This is a genomic window from Paractinoplanes rishiriensis (genome assembly GCF_016862375.1).
Taxonomy (GTDB): Bacteria; Actinomycetota; Actinomycetes; order Mycobacteriales; family Micromonosporaceae; genus Actinoplanes; species Actinoplanes rishiriensis.
In genome coordinates this window covers 341,833-360,155 of the sequence record NZ_BOMV01000007.1, presented here as the reverse complement: position 1 = coordinate 360,155, position 18,323 = coordinate 341,833, and the positions used below count along the sequence as shown (strand labels likewise).

At 70.6% G+C, this 18,323-nt stretch carries 21 protein-coding genes; 18 read left to right on the top strand and 3 right to left on the bottom strand.

Features of this window, described 5'->3' with window-relative positions; genetic code table 11:
• Positions 1 to 11: 11 nt before the first annotated feature.
• Complete coding sequence (locus tag Ari01nite_RS05560; RefSeq protein WP_203779951.1) at positions 12 to 1,274, bottom strand: nucleotide sugar dehydrogenase; 1,263 nt, start codon at positions 1,272 to 1,274, stop codon at positions 12 to 14.
• 15 nt (positions 1,275 to 1,289) lie between these two features.
• A complete protein-coding gene (locus Ari01nite_RS05555; protein WP_203779949.1) occupies positions 1,290 to 3,176 on the bottom strand; it encodes a stealth family protein in 1,887 nt (628 codons plus the stop codon).
• Between the two features lie 290 nt (positions 3,177 to 3,466).
• On the opposite strand from Ari01nite_RS05555, the gene Ari01nite_RS05550 reads away from it, so the two are divergent.
• From Ari01nite_RS05550 to Ari01nite_RS05530, 5 genes are all read left to right on the top strand, one after another.
• Positions 3,467 to 3,697, top strand: a complete 231-nt coding sequence (locus tag Ari01nite_RS05550; protein ID WP_203779947.1) for a hypothetical protein — start codon at positions 3,467 to 3,469, stop codon at positions 3,695 to 3,697.
• Positions 3,698 to 3,762: 65 nt separating this feature from the next.
• The gene (gene ffh / locus Ari01nite_RS05545; RefSeq protein WP_203779945.1) at positions 3,763 to 5,325 is read left to right on the top strand and encodes a signal recognition particle protein; all 1,563 of its coding nucleotides are present in this window, start codon (positions 3,763 to 3,765) and stop codon (positions 5,323 to 5,325) included.
• 61 nt (positions 5,326 to 5,386) lie between these two features.
• Positions 5,387 to 5,974 (top strand): Uma2 family endonuclease, encoded by a 588-nt coding sequence (locus tag Ari01nite_RS05540; RefSeq protein WP_203779943.1) that lies wholly within the window; start codon positions 5,387 to 5,389, stop codon positions 5,972 to 5,974.
• Positions 5,971 to 6,558 carry a Uma2 family endonuclease gene (locus tag Ari01nite_RS05535; RefSeq protein ID WP_203779941.1) on the top strand — a complete coding sequence of 196 codons (588 nt, stop codon included), beginning with the start codon at positions 5,971 to 5,973 and terminating at the stop codon, positions 6,556 to 6,558. Before Ari01nite_RS05540 ends, Ari01nite_RS05535 begins: the two co-directional genes overlap by 4 nt.
• A 17-nt stretch (positions 6,559 to 6,575) precedes the next feature.
• Positions 6,576 to 7,652: an amidohydrolase family protein gene (locus Ari01nite_RS05530; RefSeq protein ID WP_203779939.1), complete on the top strand. Its 1,077-nt coding sequence runs from the start codon at positions 6,576 to 6,578 to the stop codon at positions 7,650 to 7,652.
• A gap of 5 nt (positions 7,653 to 7,657) precedes the next feature.
• Here the strand turns inward: Ari01nite_RS05530 and Ari01nite_RS05525 are convergent, their stop codons facing one another.
• Positions 7,658 to 9,349: a sigma factor gene (locus Ari01nite_RS05525; protein ID WP_203779937.1), complete on the bottom strand. Its 1,692-nt coding sequence runs from the start codon at positions 9,347 to 9,349 to the stop codon at positions 7,658 to 7,660.
• A gap of 79 nt (positions 9,350 to 9,428) precedes the next feature.
• On the opposite strand from Ari01nite_RS05525, the gene proS reads away from it, so the two are divergent.
• From proS to Ari01nite_RS05460, 13 genes are all read left to right on the top strand, one after another.
• Positions 9,429 to 10,835: a proline--tRNA ligase gene (gene proS / locus Ari01nite_RS05520; RefSeq protein ID WP_203779935.1), complete on the top strand. Its 1,407-nt coding sequence runs from the start codon at positions 9,429 to 9,431 to the stop codon at positions 10,833 to 10,835.
• A complete protein-coding gene (locus Ari01nite_RS05515; protein ID WP_203780323.1) occupies positions 10,832 to 11,485 on the top strand; it encodes a ribonuclease FAU-1 family protein in 654 nt (217 codons plus the stop codon). Before proS ends, Ari01nite_RS05515 begins: the two co-directional genes overlap by 4 nt.
• Before the next feature lie 189 nt (positions 11,486 to 11,674).
• On the top strand, positions 11,675 to 12,199 hold the full coding sequence (rpsP, locus tag Ari01nite_RS05510) for a 30S ribosomal protein S16 (protein WP_203779933.1): 525 nt from the start codon (positions 11,675 to 11,677) through the stop codon (positions 12,197 to 12,199).
• The gene (locus tag Ari01nite_RS05505; protein WP_014447131.1) at positions 12,177 to 12,434 is read left to right on the top strand and encodes an RNA-binding protein; all 258 of its coding nucleotides are present in this window, start codon (positions 12,177 to 12,179) and stop codon (positions 12,432 to 12,434) included. The genes rpsP and Ari01nite_RS05505 overlap by 23 nt, the downstream gene beginning before the upstream one ends.
• Before the next feature lie 43 nt (positions 12,435 to 12,477).
• Complete coding sequence (gene rimM, locus Ari01nite_RS05500) at positions 12,478 to 13,038, top strand: ribosome maturation factor RimM (protein ID WP_203780322.1); 561 nt, start codon at positions 12,478 to 12,480, stop codon at positions 13,036 to 13,038.
• Complete coding sequence (trmD, locus tag Ari01nite_RS05495) at positions 13,039 to 13,797, top strand: tRNA (guanosine(37)-N1)-methyltransferase TrmD (RefSeq protein ID WP_203779931.1); 759 nt, start codon at positions 13,039 to 13,041, stop codon at positions 13,795 to 13,797.
• Positions 13,798 to 13,923: 126 nt separating this feature from the next.
• The gene (rplS, locus tag Ari01nite_RS05490; RefSeq protein WP_203780321.1) at positions 13,924 to 14,280 is read left to right on the top strand and encodes a 50S ribosomal protein L19; all 357 of its coding nucleotides are present in this window, start codon (positions 13,924 to 13,926) and stop codon (positions 14,278 to 14,280) included.
• Between the two features lie 173 nt (positions 14,281 to 14,453).
• Positions 14,454 to 15,335, top strand: a complete 882-nt coding sequence (gene lepB / locus Ari01nite_RS05485) for a signal peptidase I (protein WP_239162493.1) — start codon at positions 14,454 to 14,456, stop codon at positions 15,333 to 15,335.
• Positions 15,332 to 15,979, top strand: a complete 648-nt coding sequence (gene lepB, locus Ari01nite_RS05480) for a signal peptidase I (RefSeq protein ID WP_203779928.1) — start codon at positions 15,332 to 15,334, stop codon at positions 15,977 to 15,979. The genes lepB (Ari01nite_RS05485) and lepB (Ari01nite_RS05480) overlap by 4 nt, the downstream gene beginning before the upstream one ends.
• Positions 15,980 to 16,041: 62 nt before the next feature.
• Positions 16,042 to 16,509: an NUDIX hydrolase gene (locus Ari01nite_RS05475; RefSeq protein ID WP_203779926.1), complete on the top strand. Its 468-nt coding sequence runs from the start codon at positions 16,042 to 16,044 to the stop codon at positions 16,507 to 16,509.
• Positions 16,509 to 17,408 (top strand): ribonuclease HII, encoded by a 900-nt coding sequence (locus Ari01nite_RS05470; protein WP_203779924.1) that lies wholly within the window; start codon positions 16,509 to 16,511, stop codon positions 17,406 to 17,408. The genes Ari01nite_RS05475 and Ari01nite_RS05470 overlap by 1 nt, the downstream gene beginning before the upstream one ends.
• Positions 17,405 to 17,728 (top strand): DUF2469 domain-containing protein, encoded by a 324-nt coding sequence (locus Ari01nite_RS05465; RefSeq protein WP_020517955.1) that lies wholly within the window; start codon positions 17,405 to 17,407, stop codon positions 17,726 to 17,728. Before Ari01nite_RS05470 ends, Ari01nite_RS05465 begins: the two co-directional genes overlap by 4 nt.
• 74 nt (positions 17,729 to 17,802) lie before the next feature.
• Positions 17,803 to 18,318: a murein hydrolase activator EnvC family protein gene (locus tag Ari01nite_RS05460; protein WP_203779922.1), complete on the top strand. Its 516-nt coding sequence runs from the start codon at positions 17,803 to 17,805 to the stop codon at positions 18,316 to 18,318.
• The last annotated feature ends 5 nt before the right edge of the window (positions 18,319 to 18,323 follow it).

Below are 18,323 nucleotides of genomic sequence, written 5' to 3'. Positions count from 1 at the left end.
GCACCCCCGTGTCACAGGCGGTGCGCTTGCTTGAGGGTGGTCACGCCGCGGGTGTCGAAGAAGCGCTTGGCCAGGCCGGCCAGGTGGTCGGCGTCGTATTCGCGGTGGTGTTGCACCAGGATCACCAGGTCGGCCGCGGCGGCCGCGCCCTCCAGGTCGTCGGTGCGGGCCACCTCGACGTCGCCCACGGTCCAGGACGGCACGTGCGGGTCGTGGTAGAGCACGGTGGCGCCGAGCGCGCTGAGCTGGCGGGCCAGCGGGGTGGCCGGGGACTCGCGCTGGTCGGCGATGTTGGCCTTGTAGGTGACGCCGAGCAGCAGGACCGTGGCGCCGTGCACCGCCTGGCCGTCCGCGTTCAGCAGGTTCTGCGCGCGCCGGGCCACGTAGTCCGGCATGGTCGCGTTGATCTCCTGGGCCAGCTCGACGAAGCGGAACGGGTAGCCGAGCTTGCTGCGCACATTGTGCGAAAGGTAGTTGGGGTCGATCGGGATGCAGTGCCCGCCCACGCCCGGTCCGGGGTAGAAGGCCTGGAAGCCGAACGGCTTGGTGGACGCCGCCCGGATCACGTCCCACAGGTCGATGTCCAGCTCGTGGCAGAACCGGGCCATCTCGTTGACCAGCGCGATGTTGACGTGCCGGTAGGTGTTCTCGAGCAGCTTCGCGGTCTCCGCCTCCCGGGTGCCCCGGGTGCGCACCACGGTGTCGACGAACCGGCCGTAGAACGCGGCGACCCGGTCGGCGCACCCGATCGTGTAGCCGCCGACCACCTTGGGCGTGTTGCGCGGGCCGAACTGCTCGTTGCCCGGGTCGATCCGTTCGGGCGAGAAGGCCAGGTGGAAGTCGATGCCGGCGGTCAGCCCGGAGAGCTTCTCGAGCAGCGGCCGGACCACCTCGTCGGTGGTGCCGGGGTAGGTGGTCGACTCCAGCACGACGAGCATGCCGGGGCGCAGGTTGCGGCCGATGGCCTCGGTGGCGCCGACCACGGCGCGCAGGTCGGGGCCGTCGCCCTCGGCGAGCGGGGTGGGCACGCAGATGACCGCGGTGTCGGCGGTACCGATCATCGCCTCGTCGGCGGTGGTGCGGAAGCCGCCGGCCAGCATTTCGGCCACGTCGGCGTCGCTCAGGTCGTCCACGTGCGACGCGCCGGCGGCCAGCGAGGCGACGACGCGCTCGTTGACGTCGAAGCCGAGGACCCGCATGCCGGCGCGGGTAGCTTGCTGGGCGAGGGGCAGCCCGACGTAGCCGAGCCCGAGGACCACAACATCATAAGACACGAAATTTCCCCTTAATCAGGTCAGCGATGAGTCCGGCAGGGCAATGTCCGGGTGCACCGGGCCGCCCGGATTGGCCCGCGAGCCTTGGCGGCCGGGGTTGGCCGCGGAGCCGGGGCGGGCCGGGTTGGCCGGGGACCCTGGCCGGGACCGGGAGCCCTGCCGGGCCACCAGCGCCGGGCGCGGCGCCGCGGTGAGTGCCGCGGTGAGTGCCGTGGTGGCCGGCCGCGGCGCTGTCAGCTCGTACGGCGACGGGAACGGCAGGTAGAGCGGCAGGAACTCGGCCAGCAGCGCCGCCTGTTCGGCCGCGGCGGCCGGCGACGAGTCGGTGTCGTTGAGGCAGAACGCGTCCAGGTGCCGGTCGTGCAGCGCCCGGGCCAGCCGCAGCGGCGTCACCGGGTCGGCCAGGTCGGTGTACATGTATTTGATGTCGCCGGGGGCGGCACGGCCGGTCAGGTACGCGTAGTACTGCTGCAGCGACGAGAGCATCGCGATGTCGTCCGGGTGCCGGAACTGGTGCCCGGCGGTGGCCGTCACGTGCTCGGCGAAGCGCAGTTCGATCTCGGCCAGCACACTGCGCCGCGACGGGTGCGGGGTGTGCTTCATCTTGCGGGTCAGCACCCGGCCGAACGCCTGCTGGATGAGCCGCCGGTTGTTCTTGCCGGCCGAGTTCGCGGGTGGGTCGGTGGGCTGCCGCGGCGCCGAGTCGACCAGGGCGGTGGACGGGAAGAACCGGGTCAGCCCGCCCGGCGTGAAGAACATCTCGGGCGCCACCGGCCGGCCCAGGATGACGTCGTCGTTCAGGTAGAGGAAGTGCTCGGCCAGGCCCGGGATCCGGTGCAGCCGGGACTCGATGGCCTGCGAGTTGAACGTCGGCAGCCGCCCGGTGTCACCGAAGATCTCCCGGTGCGTCACCACGGTCAGATCCGGCCGCCCGGTGTCCAGCCAGGCCGGCACCTGGCCGTCGGTGACCAGGAAGATGTGCCGGACCCAGGGGGCGAACGCGTGCAGCGCGCGCAGCGAGTAGCGCAACTCGTCCCGGGAGACGAACCGCGAGTCGTTGGCCGCCTGCCCGCTGACCTCGGAGACCCAGCCGTTCTCGCGCAGCGCCGCGGCCTTGCGGGCGCGCCAGTCCGGATCACCGCCGTCCACCCAGGTGTAGACCACGTCGATGGGGAAGGCCACCCGGTCCGGGCTGACCATGGTGAAGACCTCGCGGGTCCGGTACGTGCCGGGTTCGGACGCGGCCGCGAACGAACCGAAGACCGACTCGGACGCCACCACCGCCGGCTCGTCCGCGGCCACCAGGTTGGACACCGGGTTGCTGCGCGGCCCGGACAGGGTGCCGTTCTCGTCGCGCCAGAACTCGATCTCGCAGCCGTACTCGGTGCCGAAGGTGAGGCTGCCGCGCGGATCGGTGACCGGCCAGCTCAGCCGCAGCACCGCGGCCTTCTGCCGGGCTCGCCGCCCGGATCCACCCCCGACGGCCTCCAGCACGCCGGCGTCACTCGCGCTCAGCGTTTCCAGCAGAGGGAGTACGCGGTACCGGTCGCGCTCCGGCACGGCCAGGGCCGAGCCGGTCAGGGACTCCACCGGGACCCGGAACCACTCGATGCCTGCGATGTCGAGCGCGGCCACGATCCTGTCGAGGTTCGCCCGGCGTACGGCCGACGGGTTTGTCGCGGCAGTGGCCCGGGCAGCCAGCCGGCGCCGACCCACCCGGACCTTGCGGATGGCCGCCTCGGCGGTGGGACGCCGGGCCGTCGCACCCAGCGGAACCACCCGCCGGGAGACCGCCAGGCGACGCTCGGCCGGAACGTAGCGGAGCAGCCGGTGTTGCGCGCTGGCCAGCACCCGGCGCCGGACCGGCCAGGGCGTCAGCTGAAAGATCCGCCGTAGGGGCACGCCGTCGTCCTTCCGCCGGGGTACGTCTCCGACCGCGGGAACGGACGGCCCGCCGCGGTCACTGACCCTCAACGGCGGCTCCGGACTCGAAGTTGCGGTTTCTTGTCCTGTCCCGCGTCGGATGCACTTTTTGTGACGCCTGATAATGCCGGTATACGGCAATTGCCCTTTATGGCGTGCGGAAATGCCCGGGACGGACCCCTACGGGTGTGCTCAGGGTTACCGCCGATGGGCGGGCTTGCCCCGGTGCGGCATGGTGGAGTCAGGTTTATCGACCCGGGGAGGACCCGATGGGCAAGGCTCTCGCGTTTCTGGTCGCACTGATCGCCGGTGTGATCGTGGTCGGCTGGGTGGTCAGCGCACTGCTCGGGCCGGCGCTGTTCTACCTGATCGTGGGCGCGCTGGTGGTCGGCGGCGGGGCACTGGCGTACGCCAAGATGAAAAAGTCGCTGGCGCCCGGCACCCGCACCCAGCGGCGGATCGAGGCGGCGGCCAAGACGTACCGCATGCGCAACCAGTGAGCTTTCCCGCGGGCGGCTAGGCTAGCGGACATCGCCAGTACCTCTGACCTACCGGAAGTCGAGCCGTGTTTGACACCCTGAGTGACCGCCTGTCCGGGATCTTCACCAAGCTCCGCGGCAAGGGCCGGCTCACCGATGCCGACATCGACGCCACCGCCCGCGAGATCCGCCTCGCGCTGCTCGAGGCGGACGTTGCGCTGCCCGTGGTCAAGTCCTTCATCTTCAACCTGAAGGACCGGGCCCGGGGCGCCGAGGTCTCCCAGGCGCTCAATCCGGCCCAGCAGATCATCAAGATCGTCCACGACGAGCTCATCACCGTCCTCGGCGGCGAGGGCCGGCGGCTCCAGTTCGCCAAGACCCCGCCGACCGTGATCATGCTGGCCGGCCTCCAGGGTTCCGGTAAGACGACGCTGGCCGGCAAGCTGTCCCGCTGGCTCAAGGGTCAGGGGCACCAGCCACTGCTGGTCGCCTGTGACCTCCAGCGGCCCAACGCGGTCAACCAGCTCCAGGTGCTCGCCGGCCGGGCCGGCGTGGACGTGTACGCTCCGCAGCCCGGCAACGGCGTCGGCGACCCGGTGCAGGTGGCCAAGGACTCGATCGAGCACGCCCGGCGCACCGCCAAGGACATCGTCATCGTCGACACCGCGGGCCGCCTCGGTATCGACGCCGAGATGATGCAGCAGGCCCGCGACATCCGGGCCGCGGTCGACCCCGACGAGGTCATCTTCGTCATCGACGCCATGGTCGGCCAGGACGCGGTGCAGACCGCCGAGGCCTTCCGCGACGGCGTCGGCATCACCGGCGTGGTCCTCTCCAAGCTGGACGGCGACGCCCGCGGTGGTGCCGCGCTGTCCGTCCGGCAGGTCACCGGTGAGCCCATCCTGTTCGCGTCCACCGGTGAAAAGCTCGAGGACTTCGACCTCTTCCACCCCGACCGGATGGCCAGCCGGATCCTCGGCATGGGCGACGTGCTGACCCTCATCGAGCAGGCCGAGCAGGCCTTCGACGAGGATCAGAAGGAAAAGATGACCTCCAAGCTGCTCGGTGGCGAGCAGTTCACCCTGGAGGACTTCCTGGACCAGCTGGTGGCGGTGCGCCGGATGGGCCCGATCGCCAACATCCTCGGCATGATGCCCGGCATGGGCCAGCTCAAGGGCCAGCTGGACGACCTGGACGACAGCCACTTCGACCGGGTCACCGCGATCATCCGCTCGATGACCCCCGGCGAGCGCACCAACCCGAAAATCATCAACGGCTCCCGCCGCGCCCGCATCGCGAACGGCTCCGGCGTCACCGTCATGGACGTCAACCAGCTGCTCAACCGCTTCGCCGACGCGCAAAAGATGATGAAGCAGATGACCGGCATGATGGGCCTGCCCGGCGCGCGGCGCAAGGCCACCAAGAGCCCGAAGAACAAGCGCAAGGGCACCAAGGGCGGCTCGAGCCGTCCCCGCACCGGCGCCGCCGGCGGCGGCCTGCCCGCCGGCTTCCCGGGTGGCATGCCCCAGCTCCCTCCGGGCCTCGACCCGAACGCCCTGGGCGGTGCCCCGGGCGGCGGTTTCAAACTGCCCAACCTCGACTTCAACAAGCTGATGAAGCCCCCGAAGGACGACGACGACAAGCAGTGAGCGGGCTGGCGCCTCTAGTCATGGGTAAGGATGTCTGGTGACATCCCCCGAGGAGGTCCCGATGACCGCGGCCCTAAAGCTGCCGAGCCTGCTGGATGAAAAGCAGGACTGGACCGTCGACGACCTGGCGAGCCTTCCTCCGGATCTTCGCTATGAGTTGATCGACGGAAGGCTCATCGTGCCGTCCCCTACCGGATTTCCTCAGATCCTTGGTGTCGAGATCGTCCTGGCGTTACGGCCGAGCTGCCCGCCCGGCTATGCGCCCGCACCCGATCTCTCGCTGAGTATCGATCGGCGTAACGAGCCGCGTCCTGACGTGGTGGTCATCCCGGAACGGGAACTGCATCGGAGTCCCGTGCCGGTGAGCAACGCGCTTCTCGCGGTCGAGTTCGTGTCGCCGAGTTCGCATTTCCGCGACATGACGGCCAAGGCTGCGGCCTATGCGACCGCGGGAGTGCGGGGCTATTGGGTGGTCAACCCGGCGGTCCCGGACGGCATCGTGCTCACCGAGTTCCGGATGGGCGCGGACGCCGGCTACGACATGGTGACGAGCACCAACAAGGTGTTCGAGACGACCGAGCCCTACCCGGTGACGCTCGACCTGCCCGCCCTCACCCGGGTCCGCGACCGGGTGGCCGGGCCCGCATGAACCGGCCCGAACCCGGCGATTGGACCGTCGACGAACTGGTCCGGGCGCCGAACGATCGCCGGTACGAGCTGATCGACGGCTGCCTCGTGCCCGTCGATCACCCGCCGATCTTTCAGTTTCCGATGCTCGACCTGGGCCGGGCGCTCGAGGCGGAGTGCCCGCCCGACCTCGTTGTGCTGCCTCGGATACCGCTGCGGGTGGACGCCAGGAGTCAGCCGTGTCCCGATGTCGTGGTTCTGCAGCCCGATCATCTTGACCGTAGCCCGGTCCCGATCGCCGACGCTGTCCTCGTCTGCGAGGTTGTCGCGCCCGATTGGCATTTCCGCGACCAGAACGCGAAGACGGGAATCTATGCACGCGCGGGCGTGACCGACTACTGGCTGGTGGATCGGTCGGAGCCCGCCGGATTCACCCTCATGGTCTTCCGTCCGCGGGCGAAGGGCGGCGGTTTCGACATGGTCGACTCCACCCATGACGTGTTCTCCACCAAACGGCCGTACCCGGTGACGATCGATCTGCCGACGTTGACGGAGAGATGGCGGAAGCGGTGGGAACGGATCCGTTCGGCGGGTGTGCGGTGTTGATCGGGTAGGAAGTAGCCATGGCGTTGCATGTGCGTGGGACGGTGCTACCCGACGACGAAGTGCGGGATCTGTGGCTGGTGGGGGATCGGGTCACGCTCGAGCCCGTCGCCGGGGCCCAGACGATCAGTGACGGCGGGTTTGTGGTGCCGGGGCTGGTTGATGCGCACTGTCACCTCGGCATTGCCTACGGCGCTCGGCCCATCGAGAGCCTCGACCAGGCCCGCGACCTGGCCCGCACCGACCGGGACGCCGGCGTTCTTGCGCTCCGGGACGCCGGGTCGCCGTACCCCTATCCGGAACTGGACGACGAGGACGGCATCCCGCGGCTGGTCCGGGCCGGCCGGCACGTCGCCCCGCCGCGGCGCTACCTGCGGGACATCGGGATCGAGGTGGCCGCCGAGGACGTCGCGGCCACGGTGACCGCGCAGGCCAAGGCGGGCACCGGGTGGGTCAAGCTGGTCGGCGACTGGATCGACCGCGAGGTGGGTGACCTCGCGCCCTCCTGGGACGCGGCCACCATGGCGTCCGCGGTCGAGGCCGCGCACGCGGCCGGTGCGCGGGCGGCGGTGCACACCTTCTCCGAGGAGGGCGTGGAGATCATGGTGCGCGCCGGCGTCGACTCGGTCGAGCACGGCACCGGGCTGTCAATCGACCTGATCGACGAGATGGCGCGGCGGGGGACCGCGCTGGTGCCCACAATGATCAACATCCGGACGTTCGGGACCATCGCCGAGCAGGCCCGGGCCAAGTTCGGCGGGTACGCGGATCACATGATCGCGCTGCGGGACCGCTTCCCGTCGGTGGTGCGGGCGGCGCACGAGGCGGGCGTGCCGATCTATGTGGGCACCGACGCGGGCGGCGGCATCCGGCATGGTCTGGCTGCCGAGGAAATGCTGATCATGCAGGAGGCGGGGCTGCCGGCCGCGGACATCCTGGCCAGCGCCTCGTGGAAGGCGCGGGAGTGGCTGGGCTTCCCGGGGCTGGTCGAGGGTGGCCTCGCCGACCTGGTGGTCTACGAGGCCGACCCCCGGCAGGACCTGCGCGTGGTGCGGGCGCCGCACCGGATCGTGCTGCGCGGTCAGGTGGTGCGCTGAGGACGTCACCGTACTCGGAAGATCTTGAAGGACCGGCCGGTCGCGCAGGCCAGGCGGTCCGTGGTGGACGTGCAACCGCCGATCAGATCCAGGTACGGGATGTTCAGCGGGGTCAGGCTCGCATCCACGGCCGACCACCGGGACAGCGCCTTGCTGCCGTCGGGATTGGGCACCACGAGCGTGTCCGGGCCGAGCCAGCCACCGGCCGCGGCCGAATAGACCGTGATGCCGGACGCGTCGAAGAAGTCCAGGCCGGCGCCGCCCTCACCCTGCACCATGATCCGGCCGTGCGCGGACGAGACGACGTCGCCGCCGCGCGGTCCGGTGGTCGAGAGCCAGGCCCGCTGCCCGGTGTGCACGTCGAACGCGGTCAGCACGGGCGGTCCGGCATGGCCCTGGGTGACCGAGCAGACCCGGGCCGGACCGCACGCCGCGAGCCGCAGGAAGTGACCGTCCGCGGTGCCGACCTCGACCGTGCCGCCGGTCCCGATCAGGTCGGTGGAGCGGATCCGCTGCGGTCCGTCCCGATCGGCCGTCCGGTCGCGGGCGTAGAGCCGGCCGTCCTGGGCCACCATGCTCGCCGGATCGCCCGGGCCGACCGCCACCTCGCGCAGCAGCCGTCCGGTGCCGGCGTCGCGCACCTGGGCCATGCCGTCCGCGGTGACCACCACGACCCGGTCGTCGCTGAAGGTGGCCGGCGGCCCGGACCGGTCGATCCGTTCCTCGTCGGACGCCACCCCCATGCCGAGCGCCCGCACCGGCCGGTCACCGTTCACCGTCCAGGCCACCCGCCCGCTGGCCCAGTCGACGCCCTGGGTCCGGTCGGTATCGGTGACCACCAGCGCCCGCTCGGTGAAGACCAGCGAACTCCCGGCCGGGCGGGACCGGTCCCACTGCAGCGCACCGGTCGACGGATTGAGGGCGTACACGATCCGGGCCTGCTCGGAGCGGGTGACCACGAGCACCGCGCCCGGCACCGACACCACCCGCTCAAGCGTGGCACTGCTGCCGGCCAGTGCCCGCGGCGCCGGCCAGGCCGAGGCCCCGGTGCGCAGGTCGGCCGCGGTCACCCAGAGGCTGTTGTCGTCCTGGCGCACCCACGCCAGATAGGCCCGCCGGCCGTCGGTCGCCGCCCGCGAGGCGGCCACCTCGCCGCCCAGCGAGAGCGGCGAGCCGACGAGCGGCCCGTCGGTGGCCGGGAGCGGGTGCGGGGTCGCCGGCCGCCAGACCATCACCCCGGCGGCGAGCAGGGCCACCGCGAGCGCCGTGGACAGGCCGGCGCGGAGTTGACTGCGCTGCCGGCCCCGGCGGCGGGCCGAGCCGGCCCCGCCGAGCGCCACCGAGCGGTCGAGCAGGTAGTGCAGGGCGAGCGCCCGCCGCTGTGCCGCCGGCAGTCTGCGCATGGCGGTGACCAGCAGCACCACGTTTTCCGACGGCGGCTCCACCGGCGGCTGCGGCGGCTCGGCCCGCTGCCGCCGCACGCCGAGCCGGCGCCAGCGGTCGGTGGCCAGCCGGTTGACGACCAGCCGCAGCCAGGCCTCGGGATCCTCGTACCGGGTGAGGCGGCGCCACCGTTGCCAGCCGCGGGCGTACGCCTCCTGCACCAGATCTTGAGCTTCCGCCGGATCGCCGGTCAGCCCGTACGCATATCGCAGCAGCCGCCGGGAGGTGTCCCGGTAGAACGCGTCGAAATCCATCAGCCACCGCCCTTTCACCGATTGACACGGCATGCCCACTCGGCTGGTTGCATCCGGGACGCGGCTAAGATGCACCCTCATGGCTCGTGTGCTCACACCCCGCGCGGAAGACTTCCCCCGCTGGTACCAGGACCTGATCGCCAAGGCGCAGCTCGCCGACAACGGGCCGGTGCGCGGCACCATGGTGATCCGGCCGACGGGTTATGCCATCTGGGAGCGCATGCAGGCCGACATGGACGCGCGCATCAAGGAAGCCGGCGTGCAGAACGCCTACTTCCCGCTGTTCATCCCGGAAAGCTACCTGCGCCGCGAGGCCGACCACGTGGAGGGCTTCTCGCCCGAGCTGGCGGTGGTCACCCACGCCGGCGGCAAGCAGCTGGCCGAGCCGCTGGTGGTGCGCCCGACCAGCGAGACCGTGATCGGCGAGTTCATGGCCAAGTGGGTCGACTCGTACCGGGACCTGCCGTTGCTGCTCAATCAGTGGGCCAACGTGGTGCGCTGGGAGCTGCGGCCGCGCACGTTCCTGCGCACCACCGAGTTCCTCTGGCAGGAGGGGCACACCGCGCACGCCACCGAGGCCGACGCCCGGGAGCACGCCCGGGACATTCACAAGAACGTGTACGAGGCGTTCATGACCGACCTGCTGGCGGTGCCGGTGGTGCCGGGCCGCAAGACCAGGGGTGAGCGGTTCGCCGGCGCCACCAACACGATGACCGTCGAGGCCATGATGGGCGACACCAAGGCGCTCCAGATGGGCACGTCGCACGAGCTCGGGCAGAACTTCGCGAAGGCGTTCGACATCACCTACTCGTCGGCGTCCAGCACGGTCGAGCACGCCTGGACCACCTCGTGGGGCACGTCCACCCGGATGATGGGCGGGCTGATCATGGTGCACGGCGACGACAACGGCCTGCGGCTGCCGCCGCGCCTCGCGCCGATCCAGGTGCAGGTCATGGTGGTCAAGGCGGGCGAGGGCGTGGTGGAGGCGGCGGCCAAGCTTCGCGACGAGCTCAAAGCGGCAGGCGTACGCGTGAAGCTCGACGACCGGGCCGACGTGCCGTTCGGTCGCCGGGCCGTGGACGCCGAACTGCAGGGCATCCCGATCCGGGTCGAGGTGGGCCCGCGCGACCTGGCCACCGGCAACGTTACGGTGGCCCGCCGGGTGGACGGCTCGAAGTCGCCGATCCCGCTGGGTGACCTGGTGGGCGCGGTCACCTCCGCGCTCAAGGCCGACCAGCAGCGGCTGTACGACGACGCGCTGGCCTTCCGCGAGGAGCGCACGGTCGACGTCAAGACCCTGGGCGACGCGATCGAGGCGGCGCAGACCGGCTGGGCCCGGGTGCCCTGGTCGGCGGTCGGCGAGCAGGGCGAGCAGGAGGCGAACGGCAAGGCCGTCACGGTCCGCTGCCTGACCCGGCCGGACGGCACCATGCCCGACTCAGATGAGGAGCCCGGCCTGATCGCGTACCTGGCCCGCTCCTACTGATGTTCGAGACCGGTCGCACCGTTCTCTACCGCAACATCGACGAGAACCGGCTGGCGTGCCTGCGCCCCGGCCGGGTGATCTCGGACGACGAGCGCGGGCTGCTCATCTGGGTGGCCCGCGGCTCGATCACCGCGGTGCAGATGGCCGCCGACGGCCGCGGCATCCGGGACATGCCGTTCACCGAGTGGGTCGGCCAGTCGTACCGGATCGATCTGCTCACCTGGCAGGGCCCCGGCCTGCTCAAGTTCTTCCCGGCGGAGGCCGACCACTCGGTCTGGTTCTTCCGGGACGACCAGGAGCGCTTCGCGAACTGGTACGTGAACCTGGAGGAGCGGGCGCTGCGCTGGGACGACGGCGCCGCGGCCGGGATCGACACCGTCGACCAGGACCTGGACATCGTGGTCGAGCCGGACCGCACCTGGTGGTGGAAGGACGAGGACGAGTTCACCGAGCGGCTCGCGCTGCCCGGGCACTACTGGGTCCGCGACGAGGCCGCGGTCCGGGCCGAAGGGCTCCGGGTGGTCAAGTTGATCGAGGCCGGCGAGTTCCCGTTCGACGGCACCTGGACCGACTTCCAGCCCGACCCGTCCTGGCCGGTGCCGCGGGAACTGCCGCCGGGCTGGGACCGGCCGGCGGTGGTCCGCGCCTGACCGGCTGCCAAAAACCCGCCCGATTGGGAGCCGCCCGCCACCGTCTGGCAGAATGGACCCCCGGTATTCGGCACGCGTGAGGCGCCCTCTAACCCTGAGCGCGTTGCCAGTCCATGAGACAACGGTCCCGCATCCCCACGTGGGCTCCGTCGGCTCAACCTCACGCAGTCATCAGGAGCGAAGAGAACCGTGGCCGTTAAGATCCGGCTCCTGCGGATGGGCAAGATCCGCAACCCGCAGTACCGCATCGTCGTCGCCGACTCGCGCACCAAGCGCGACGGTCGCGCCATCGAGTACATCGGCATCTACCAGCCGAAGGAACACCCCTCGATCATCGAGGTGAAGTCCGACCGGGCGCAGTACTGGCTGTCGGTCGGCGCGCAGCCGAGCGAGGCCGTCCAGCGCCTGCTGGAAAAGACCGGCGACTGGCAGAAGTTCAAGGGCCTGCCGGCTCCGCCGCCGCTGCTGGTGGCCGAGTCCAAGAAGTCCCGCACCGAGGTGTACGAGGCCGAGGCCAAGTCGGCCGCCGGTGTCGCCGACACCAAGCCGGCGACGACCCCCAAGAAGTCGAAGAGCGACAAGGTCGCCGCGGCTCCGGAGGCCGCCGAGGCCAAGCCGGCGCAGACCAAGGCCGCCGACCCGGCCGAGCCGAACCGCGAGGCCGTCGCGGAGACCGCAGGGGATCCGGCCGGTGCCGGCGCCGACAAGAGCTGACGGGGCGCTCCGGCCGGCGCTGGAGCACCTCGTCAAGGGCATCGTCGACAACCCGGACGACGTCCGGGTCCGGCTGGTCGACTCGCGTCGCGGCAAGCGGCTCGAGGTTCGCGTGCACCCCGAGGACCTCGGTACGGTCATCGGCCGGGGCGGGCGGACGGCCAAGGCCCTGCGGCAGGTCATCGGGTCGATCGGTGGGCGCGGCATCCGCGTCGACATCGTCGACGCGTACTGAGCTTCCTGAACGGCTTCGCCGTACTGCAAGGGGAGTTTGAGTGCTGCTAGTCGTCGGTCAGATCGGTAAGCCGCACGGCGTCCGGGGCGAGGTCTCGGTGGCCGTGCGGACGGACCAGCCCGAGGAGCGTTTCGCTGCCGGCGCGGTGTTCGCCACGGAGGTCCCCCGGGACCGCCGGGTGGGCGCCGGGCCGGCAGTTGCCGTGCCTTCGTCCTTCCAGGTGCCGGAAAAGCTGGTCGTCGAGTCGGTGCGCTGGCATCAGGGCCGCGGCATCGTGGCCTTCGAGGGTGTCCAGGACCGCAACGGGGCCGAGGCCCTGCGCGGCGTCCTGCTCCAGGTCGACAGCTCGTCCCTGGAGCCGCCGGACGACCCGGACGAGTTCCACGACCACCAGTTGGTCGGTCTGCGCGTGGTGTCCGTCGACGGCACCGACCTGGGCACGGTGGCCCGGATCGAGCACGCGCCCGCGTCAGAACTCATTGTTCTAGACAAAACGGGCGGCGGAACCGGGTTGATCCCGTTCGTCAGCCAGATGGTCCCGACCGTCGACCTTCCCGGCGGCCGGATCGTCGTCGACCTGCCCGAGGGACTGCTGGACCTCTAGATGCGCGTCGACATCATCTCGATCTTCCCGGACTACTTCACTCCGCTCGACCTGTCGCTGATCGGCAAGGCCCGCACCTCGGGCCTGCTCGACCTGGTCGTGCACGACCTGCGTACCTGGACCTCCGACGTGCACCGGACGGTCGACGACACCCCGTACGGCGGCGGCCCCGGCATGGTGATGCGCCCCGAGCCGTGGTCCCAGGCGCTGGACGCGGTGGGTCCCGGCACCCTGATCGTGCCGTCCCCGGTCGGCAAGCCGTTCACCCAGGCCGACGCCCACGAGTTGGCCGCCGCCGAGCACCTGATCTTCGCCTGCGGCCGGTACGAGGGCATCGACCAGCGGGTGATCGACGACGCGGCCGGGCGGATGCCGGTGCGCGAGGTGTCGCTCGGCGACTACGTGCTCTTCGGTGGCGAGGTCGCGGTCATCGTGATCATGGAGGCGGTGACCCGGCTGCTGCCCGGGGTGCTGGGCAACGCCGACTCGCTGACCGAGGAGTCGCACGCGGCCGGGCTGCTGGAGGCGCCGGTCTACACCAAGCCGGCCTCGTGGCGGGGCCGGGACGTGCCTGAGATCCTGCGTTCCGGCGATCACGGCCGGATCGCGCGCTGGCGCCGCGACCAGTCGCTGCTGCGGACCGCGGAGCGCCGGCCGGACATGTTCGCCGCCTACCCGCCGGCCCAATTGGACAGGGCGGACAGGCGAGCGCTGGACGAGGCCGGATTTCAGATCCCGGGCCCGGGTGTGGCAGAGTAGGGAGGTTGCCGTTTTCCCTCCGCGCCGCGGCGGGAAGCGAGGATCCTCTGGAGTGGCGGAGGATCAGTAGTGCCCACCTCGCGCATCGAACTCCCGATGCGCTTTGAGTACGACGAGGATGCAGCGATGAACACGCTGGACGCTCTCGACGCCCAGTCGCAGCGCACCGACATTCCTGACTTCCGCGCCGGTGACACCCTCAAGGTGCACGTGCGGGTCCAGGAAGGTAACCGGTCCCGGGTCCAGGTCTTCCAGGGTGTCGTGATCGCCCGTCAGGGTGCCGGCCTCCGCGAGACCTTCAAGGTCCGGAAGATCAGCTTCGGCGTCGGTGTCGAGCGGACCTACCCGATCAACAGCCCGGCGATCGACCGGATCGAGGTCGTGACCCGCGGCGACGTGCGTCGCGCCAAGCTGTACTACCTCCGCGAGCTCCGCGGTAAGAAGGCCAAGATCAAGGAGCTCCGGGAAAAGCAGACCGTCTGATACCCGTCGATCCGGCGATCGGCGAACTACGCTTGCGCCAGTGCCGGACGGGATCAGTGTGAACCCTTCCAGCACTACCGCCCGTAAGACCTCGCGAGGGTCGACTCGGGCGGTAGTGCTGTATCCGGGGCGGTTCGGCCGGCCGGCGGCGGGAGATGCGAAGCGTGGAACCGATGCAGGGCTATCGTCCGTCCGAGCGACGGCGGCGCGCGATGGTGCGGCGCAAGGAGATGCCTCTCTGGCAGGAGCTTCCGCTGCTGCTGGTAGTGGCCTTCTGCCTGGCCGTGCTCATTCGTACGTTCCTGGTCCAGGCGTTCTACATCCCCAGCGGGTCGATGGAAAACACGCTTGAGGTCAAAGACCGCGTGCTGGTCAACAAGGTCGTCTACGACATGCGCGACCCGCTGCGCGGCGAGATCGTGGTCTTCCGCGGCACCGACAACTGGGCGCCTGAGGTCACCGAGCAGGTCAGCAACACGTTCGCGGCCAAGCTCGGCCGGACGATCGGCGACCTGGTCGGGGTCAGCCGCCCGGGCGAACGTGACTTCATCAAACGGGTGATCGGCCTGCCGGGTGACAAGGTCGCCTGTTGCGACGACCAGGGCCGGATCACGGTCAACGGCGACGGCATCGACGAGGCGTACATCTCCGAGGGTTTCAACTCCGACCTGAACCAGCCGCCGAACCCCAACCAGTGCACCAGCCGCCGGTTCGCCGAGATCACCGTCCCCCAGGGTGAGATGTTCGTCATGGGTGACCACCGTTCGGTGTCCCAGGACGCCCGGTGTCAGGGACCGGTGCCGATCAAGAACGTGATCGGCCGGGCATTCGTCATCGTCTGGCCGAGTGACCGGTTCACCAGCCTCTCCGTGCCGGACGTGTGGAAGACGTACGCGATCGACCATCCGACGGCCGCCGCTGCCGAGCCCGGGATTCCGGCACGCCAGGACAGTCCCGCCACCGAGGCGCTTGTTCTCCCGTTTCTGCTTAGTGCGGGGTTATCCGCGCGTTCCGGACTGCCCTACGTGACTCGGCGTCGTAGGCTCCGTTCGTGATTGACGAGCAGACCGCCAAGCGCCGTGGTTCCTTCTGGCGCGAGCTTCCAATTCTGCTGGGTGTGGCGATCCTCGTTGCCTTTCTGGTGCGAGCCTTCGTCCTGCAGACCTTCTACATCCCGTCGCCGTCCATGGAGCACACGCTCAACGTGCTGGACCGGGTACTGGTCAACAAGCTCGTCTACGACTTCCGCGACCCCCGCCGGGGCGAGATCATCGTGTTCAAGGCGCCGCAGAACTGGCAGTCCGGCGCCGACGGCGAAGACTTCATCAAGCGCATCATCGGCACTCCCGGCGACCGGGTGGAATGCTGCGACGCCCAGGGCCGCCTGATGATCAACGGGCACTCGCTCGACGAGCCGTACATCTACCGGGATGCCGACGGCCGCCAGGACAAGCCGGCCGAGGACAAGTTCGCGATCACCGTGCCGGCCGGGCGTCTCTGGGTGATGGGCGACCACCGGTCCGCCTCGGGCGACTCGCTGCAGCACTACGAGGACACCGAGAGCGTCGACGAGGCGACCATCCCGCAGGACTCGATCATCGGACGCGCCTTCACCGTCTTCTGGCCGGTCGGCCGGGCCACCTGGCTCTCGGTGCCGGACGGCTTCGACGACATCCCGGACGCCACGGCGGCGAAGTAGCGGCCTGCCGCCCCGGTCGGAAGATCCATCGCGGGCGCAATAGGCTTGGTCGCGTGACCGGCATGAGTTCTCCCGTCATCGAGCGCCGCGCGGCGCGCGTGCTGCTGGTCGACCGGGCTGGCCGCACCCTGCTGCTGCACGGCGGCGATCCGGCGCGGCCCGGTCTGCACTGGTGGTTCACCCCCGGCGGCGGCCTGAGCGGCGACGAGACCCCCACCCAGGGCGCCGCGCGCGAGTTGCACGAGGAGACCGGCCTGCGGATCGACCCGGCCGAGCTGGGCGAGCCGGTGTGGCGCGACGTCACCGAGTTCAGCTTCGACGGCCGGCAGTACCGCCAGGACCAGGATTTCTACCTGCTGCGGGTCGACGAGTGGCAGGTCGACACGGCCGGCATGGACGACAATGAGCAGCGCACCATCACCGAGCACCGGTGGTGGGCGGCCGCCGAGATCGACGCGAGCGACGAGCTGATCTACCCGCCCGAGCTGGCCGATCTGCTGCGCCGCCTGACGGTCTCAGAGGGGCGCTGATGCTGGCCCCTCCCCGCACGGTGGTCCGTCGCGAGGGCGGTCTCTACGCCCTCGAGCGTGCCCTGCAGCGGCGCGGCTTCCGCAACGTGGCCGGTGCCGACGAGGCCGGCCGGGGCGCCTGTGCCGGTCCGCTGGTGGCCGCCGCCGCGATCCTGCCCGAGGGCAAGCGCGGCGAGATCGCCGAGCTGGCCGACTCCAAGCTGCTCACCCCGGCGGCCCGCGAGCGTGTCTACGAGCAGGTGGTGGCCCGGGCGCTCGCCTGGTCCGTCATGATCATCCCGGCCACCGAGGTCGATTCCCGCGGCCTGCACGTGTGCAATCTCGCGGCGATGCGCCGCGCGCTCGCGTCGCTGACAACCCCGCCCGAGTACGTGTTGACCGACGGCTTCCCGGTCGACGGCCTGGGCGTTCCGGGTCTCGCGGTGTGGAAGGGCGACCGGGTGGCAGCGTGTGTGGCCGCGGCCAGCGTGCTCGCCAAGGTGACCCGGGACCGGATCATGGTGGAGCTGGACGGCAAGTTCCCGAATTACGGCTTTGCGGTGCATAAAGGATATATCACCGACGAGCACAGCGCCGCACTCACCCGGCACGGCCCGTGCGCGGAACACCGTTTCTCGTACGTGAACGTGGCGACCGCCTCCGGCCGGGTCAACCGTCCGCCGCGGGCTCGGCGTCCCGTCGAGTTGCCGACGCTGTTCGACGGGGCCCAGCTTGAAGGGCCCGAGCTTGAAGGGCCCGAGCTTGAAGGGTGTGTGCCCGTGCTGTTTGATGCATCCGGGGCCGAGCCGCCGGTGCTCCCGGGCGCCACTGAGGGTACCGTCGGCGTGGCGTCGGGCGACCAGCCTCAGCCGTCGCCGATGGTGGGGGAAGATGAGGCCATGGAGGGCGAGAAACGATGAGCGCAGAGGATCTCGAGAAGTACGAGACCGAGATGGAGCTCCAGCTCTACCGGGAGTACCGCGACATCGTCCGCCAGTTCTCCTACGTGGTGGAGACGGAGCGCCGGTTCTACCTGGCCAATCAGGTCGACCTGCACGTGCGCAACTCCGACGGCGAGGTCTACTTCGAGGTCGAGATGCACGACGCCTGGGTCTGGGACATGTACCGCCCGGCCCGCTTCGTCAAGAACGTCCGCGTGATGACCTTCAAGGACGTCAACGTCGAGGAGCTGGAGAAGCCCGACATCTCCCTCCCGGACGACGCCGGCTTCGGCAGCTAGCGCGCTCATCCACAGTGCGCGGCTGTCCACAGGGCGAGTCGCGCGGCCGCTGACCCGGCGGCACAGTGGCGGGCATGTCGCTGGCCATAGCTCTAGCCCTGATCACCGCGGTGTCCCTGGCACCGCATCCCGCCCCGGCCGCGCCGGCGCCGGTGCCCGCATCCCGGTTCGGCTGGCCCCTGGCCGCCGGCAGCGTGGTGCGGCGCTTCGATCCGCCGCCCCGGCCCTGGCTCGCCGGCCACCGCGGCGTCGACCTGGCCGGGGCGCCCGCCGCCGAGGTTCGGGCCGTCGAGGTTCGGGCCGCGGGTGCCGGGACCGTCGTCTATGCCGGCGTGCTCGCCGGGCGCGGCGTGATCAGCGTCGCCCACCCCGGCGGGCTGCGCACCACCTACGAGCCGGTCACGCCCTCGGTGGCGGTCGGCGCGGTTGTCCCGGCCGGTTCGGCGCTGGGCACGCTGGAGGCCGGCCACCCGGGCTGCCCGGCGACCGCCTGCCTGCACTGGGGACTGCGGCGCGGCGACACCTACCTGGATCCGCTGATCCTCCTCGGGTTGGGTCGCGTGCGGCTCCTGCCGACCGCGCGCCAGTAGCGGCC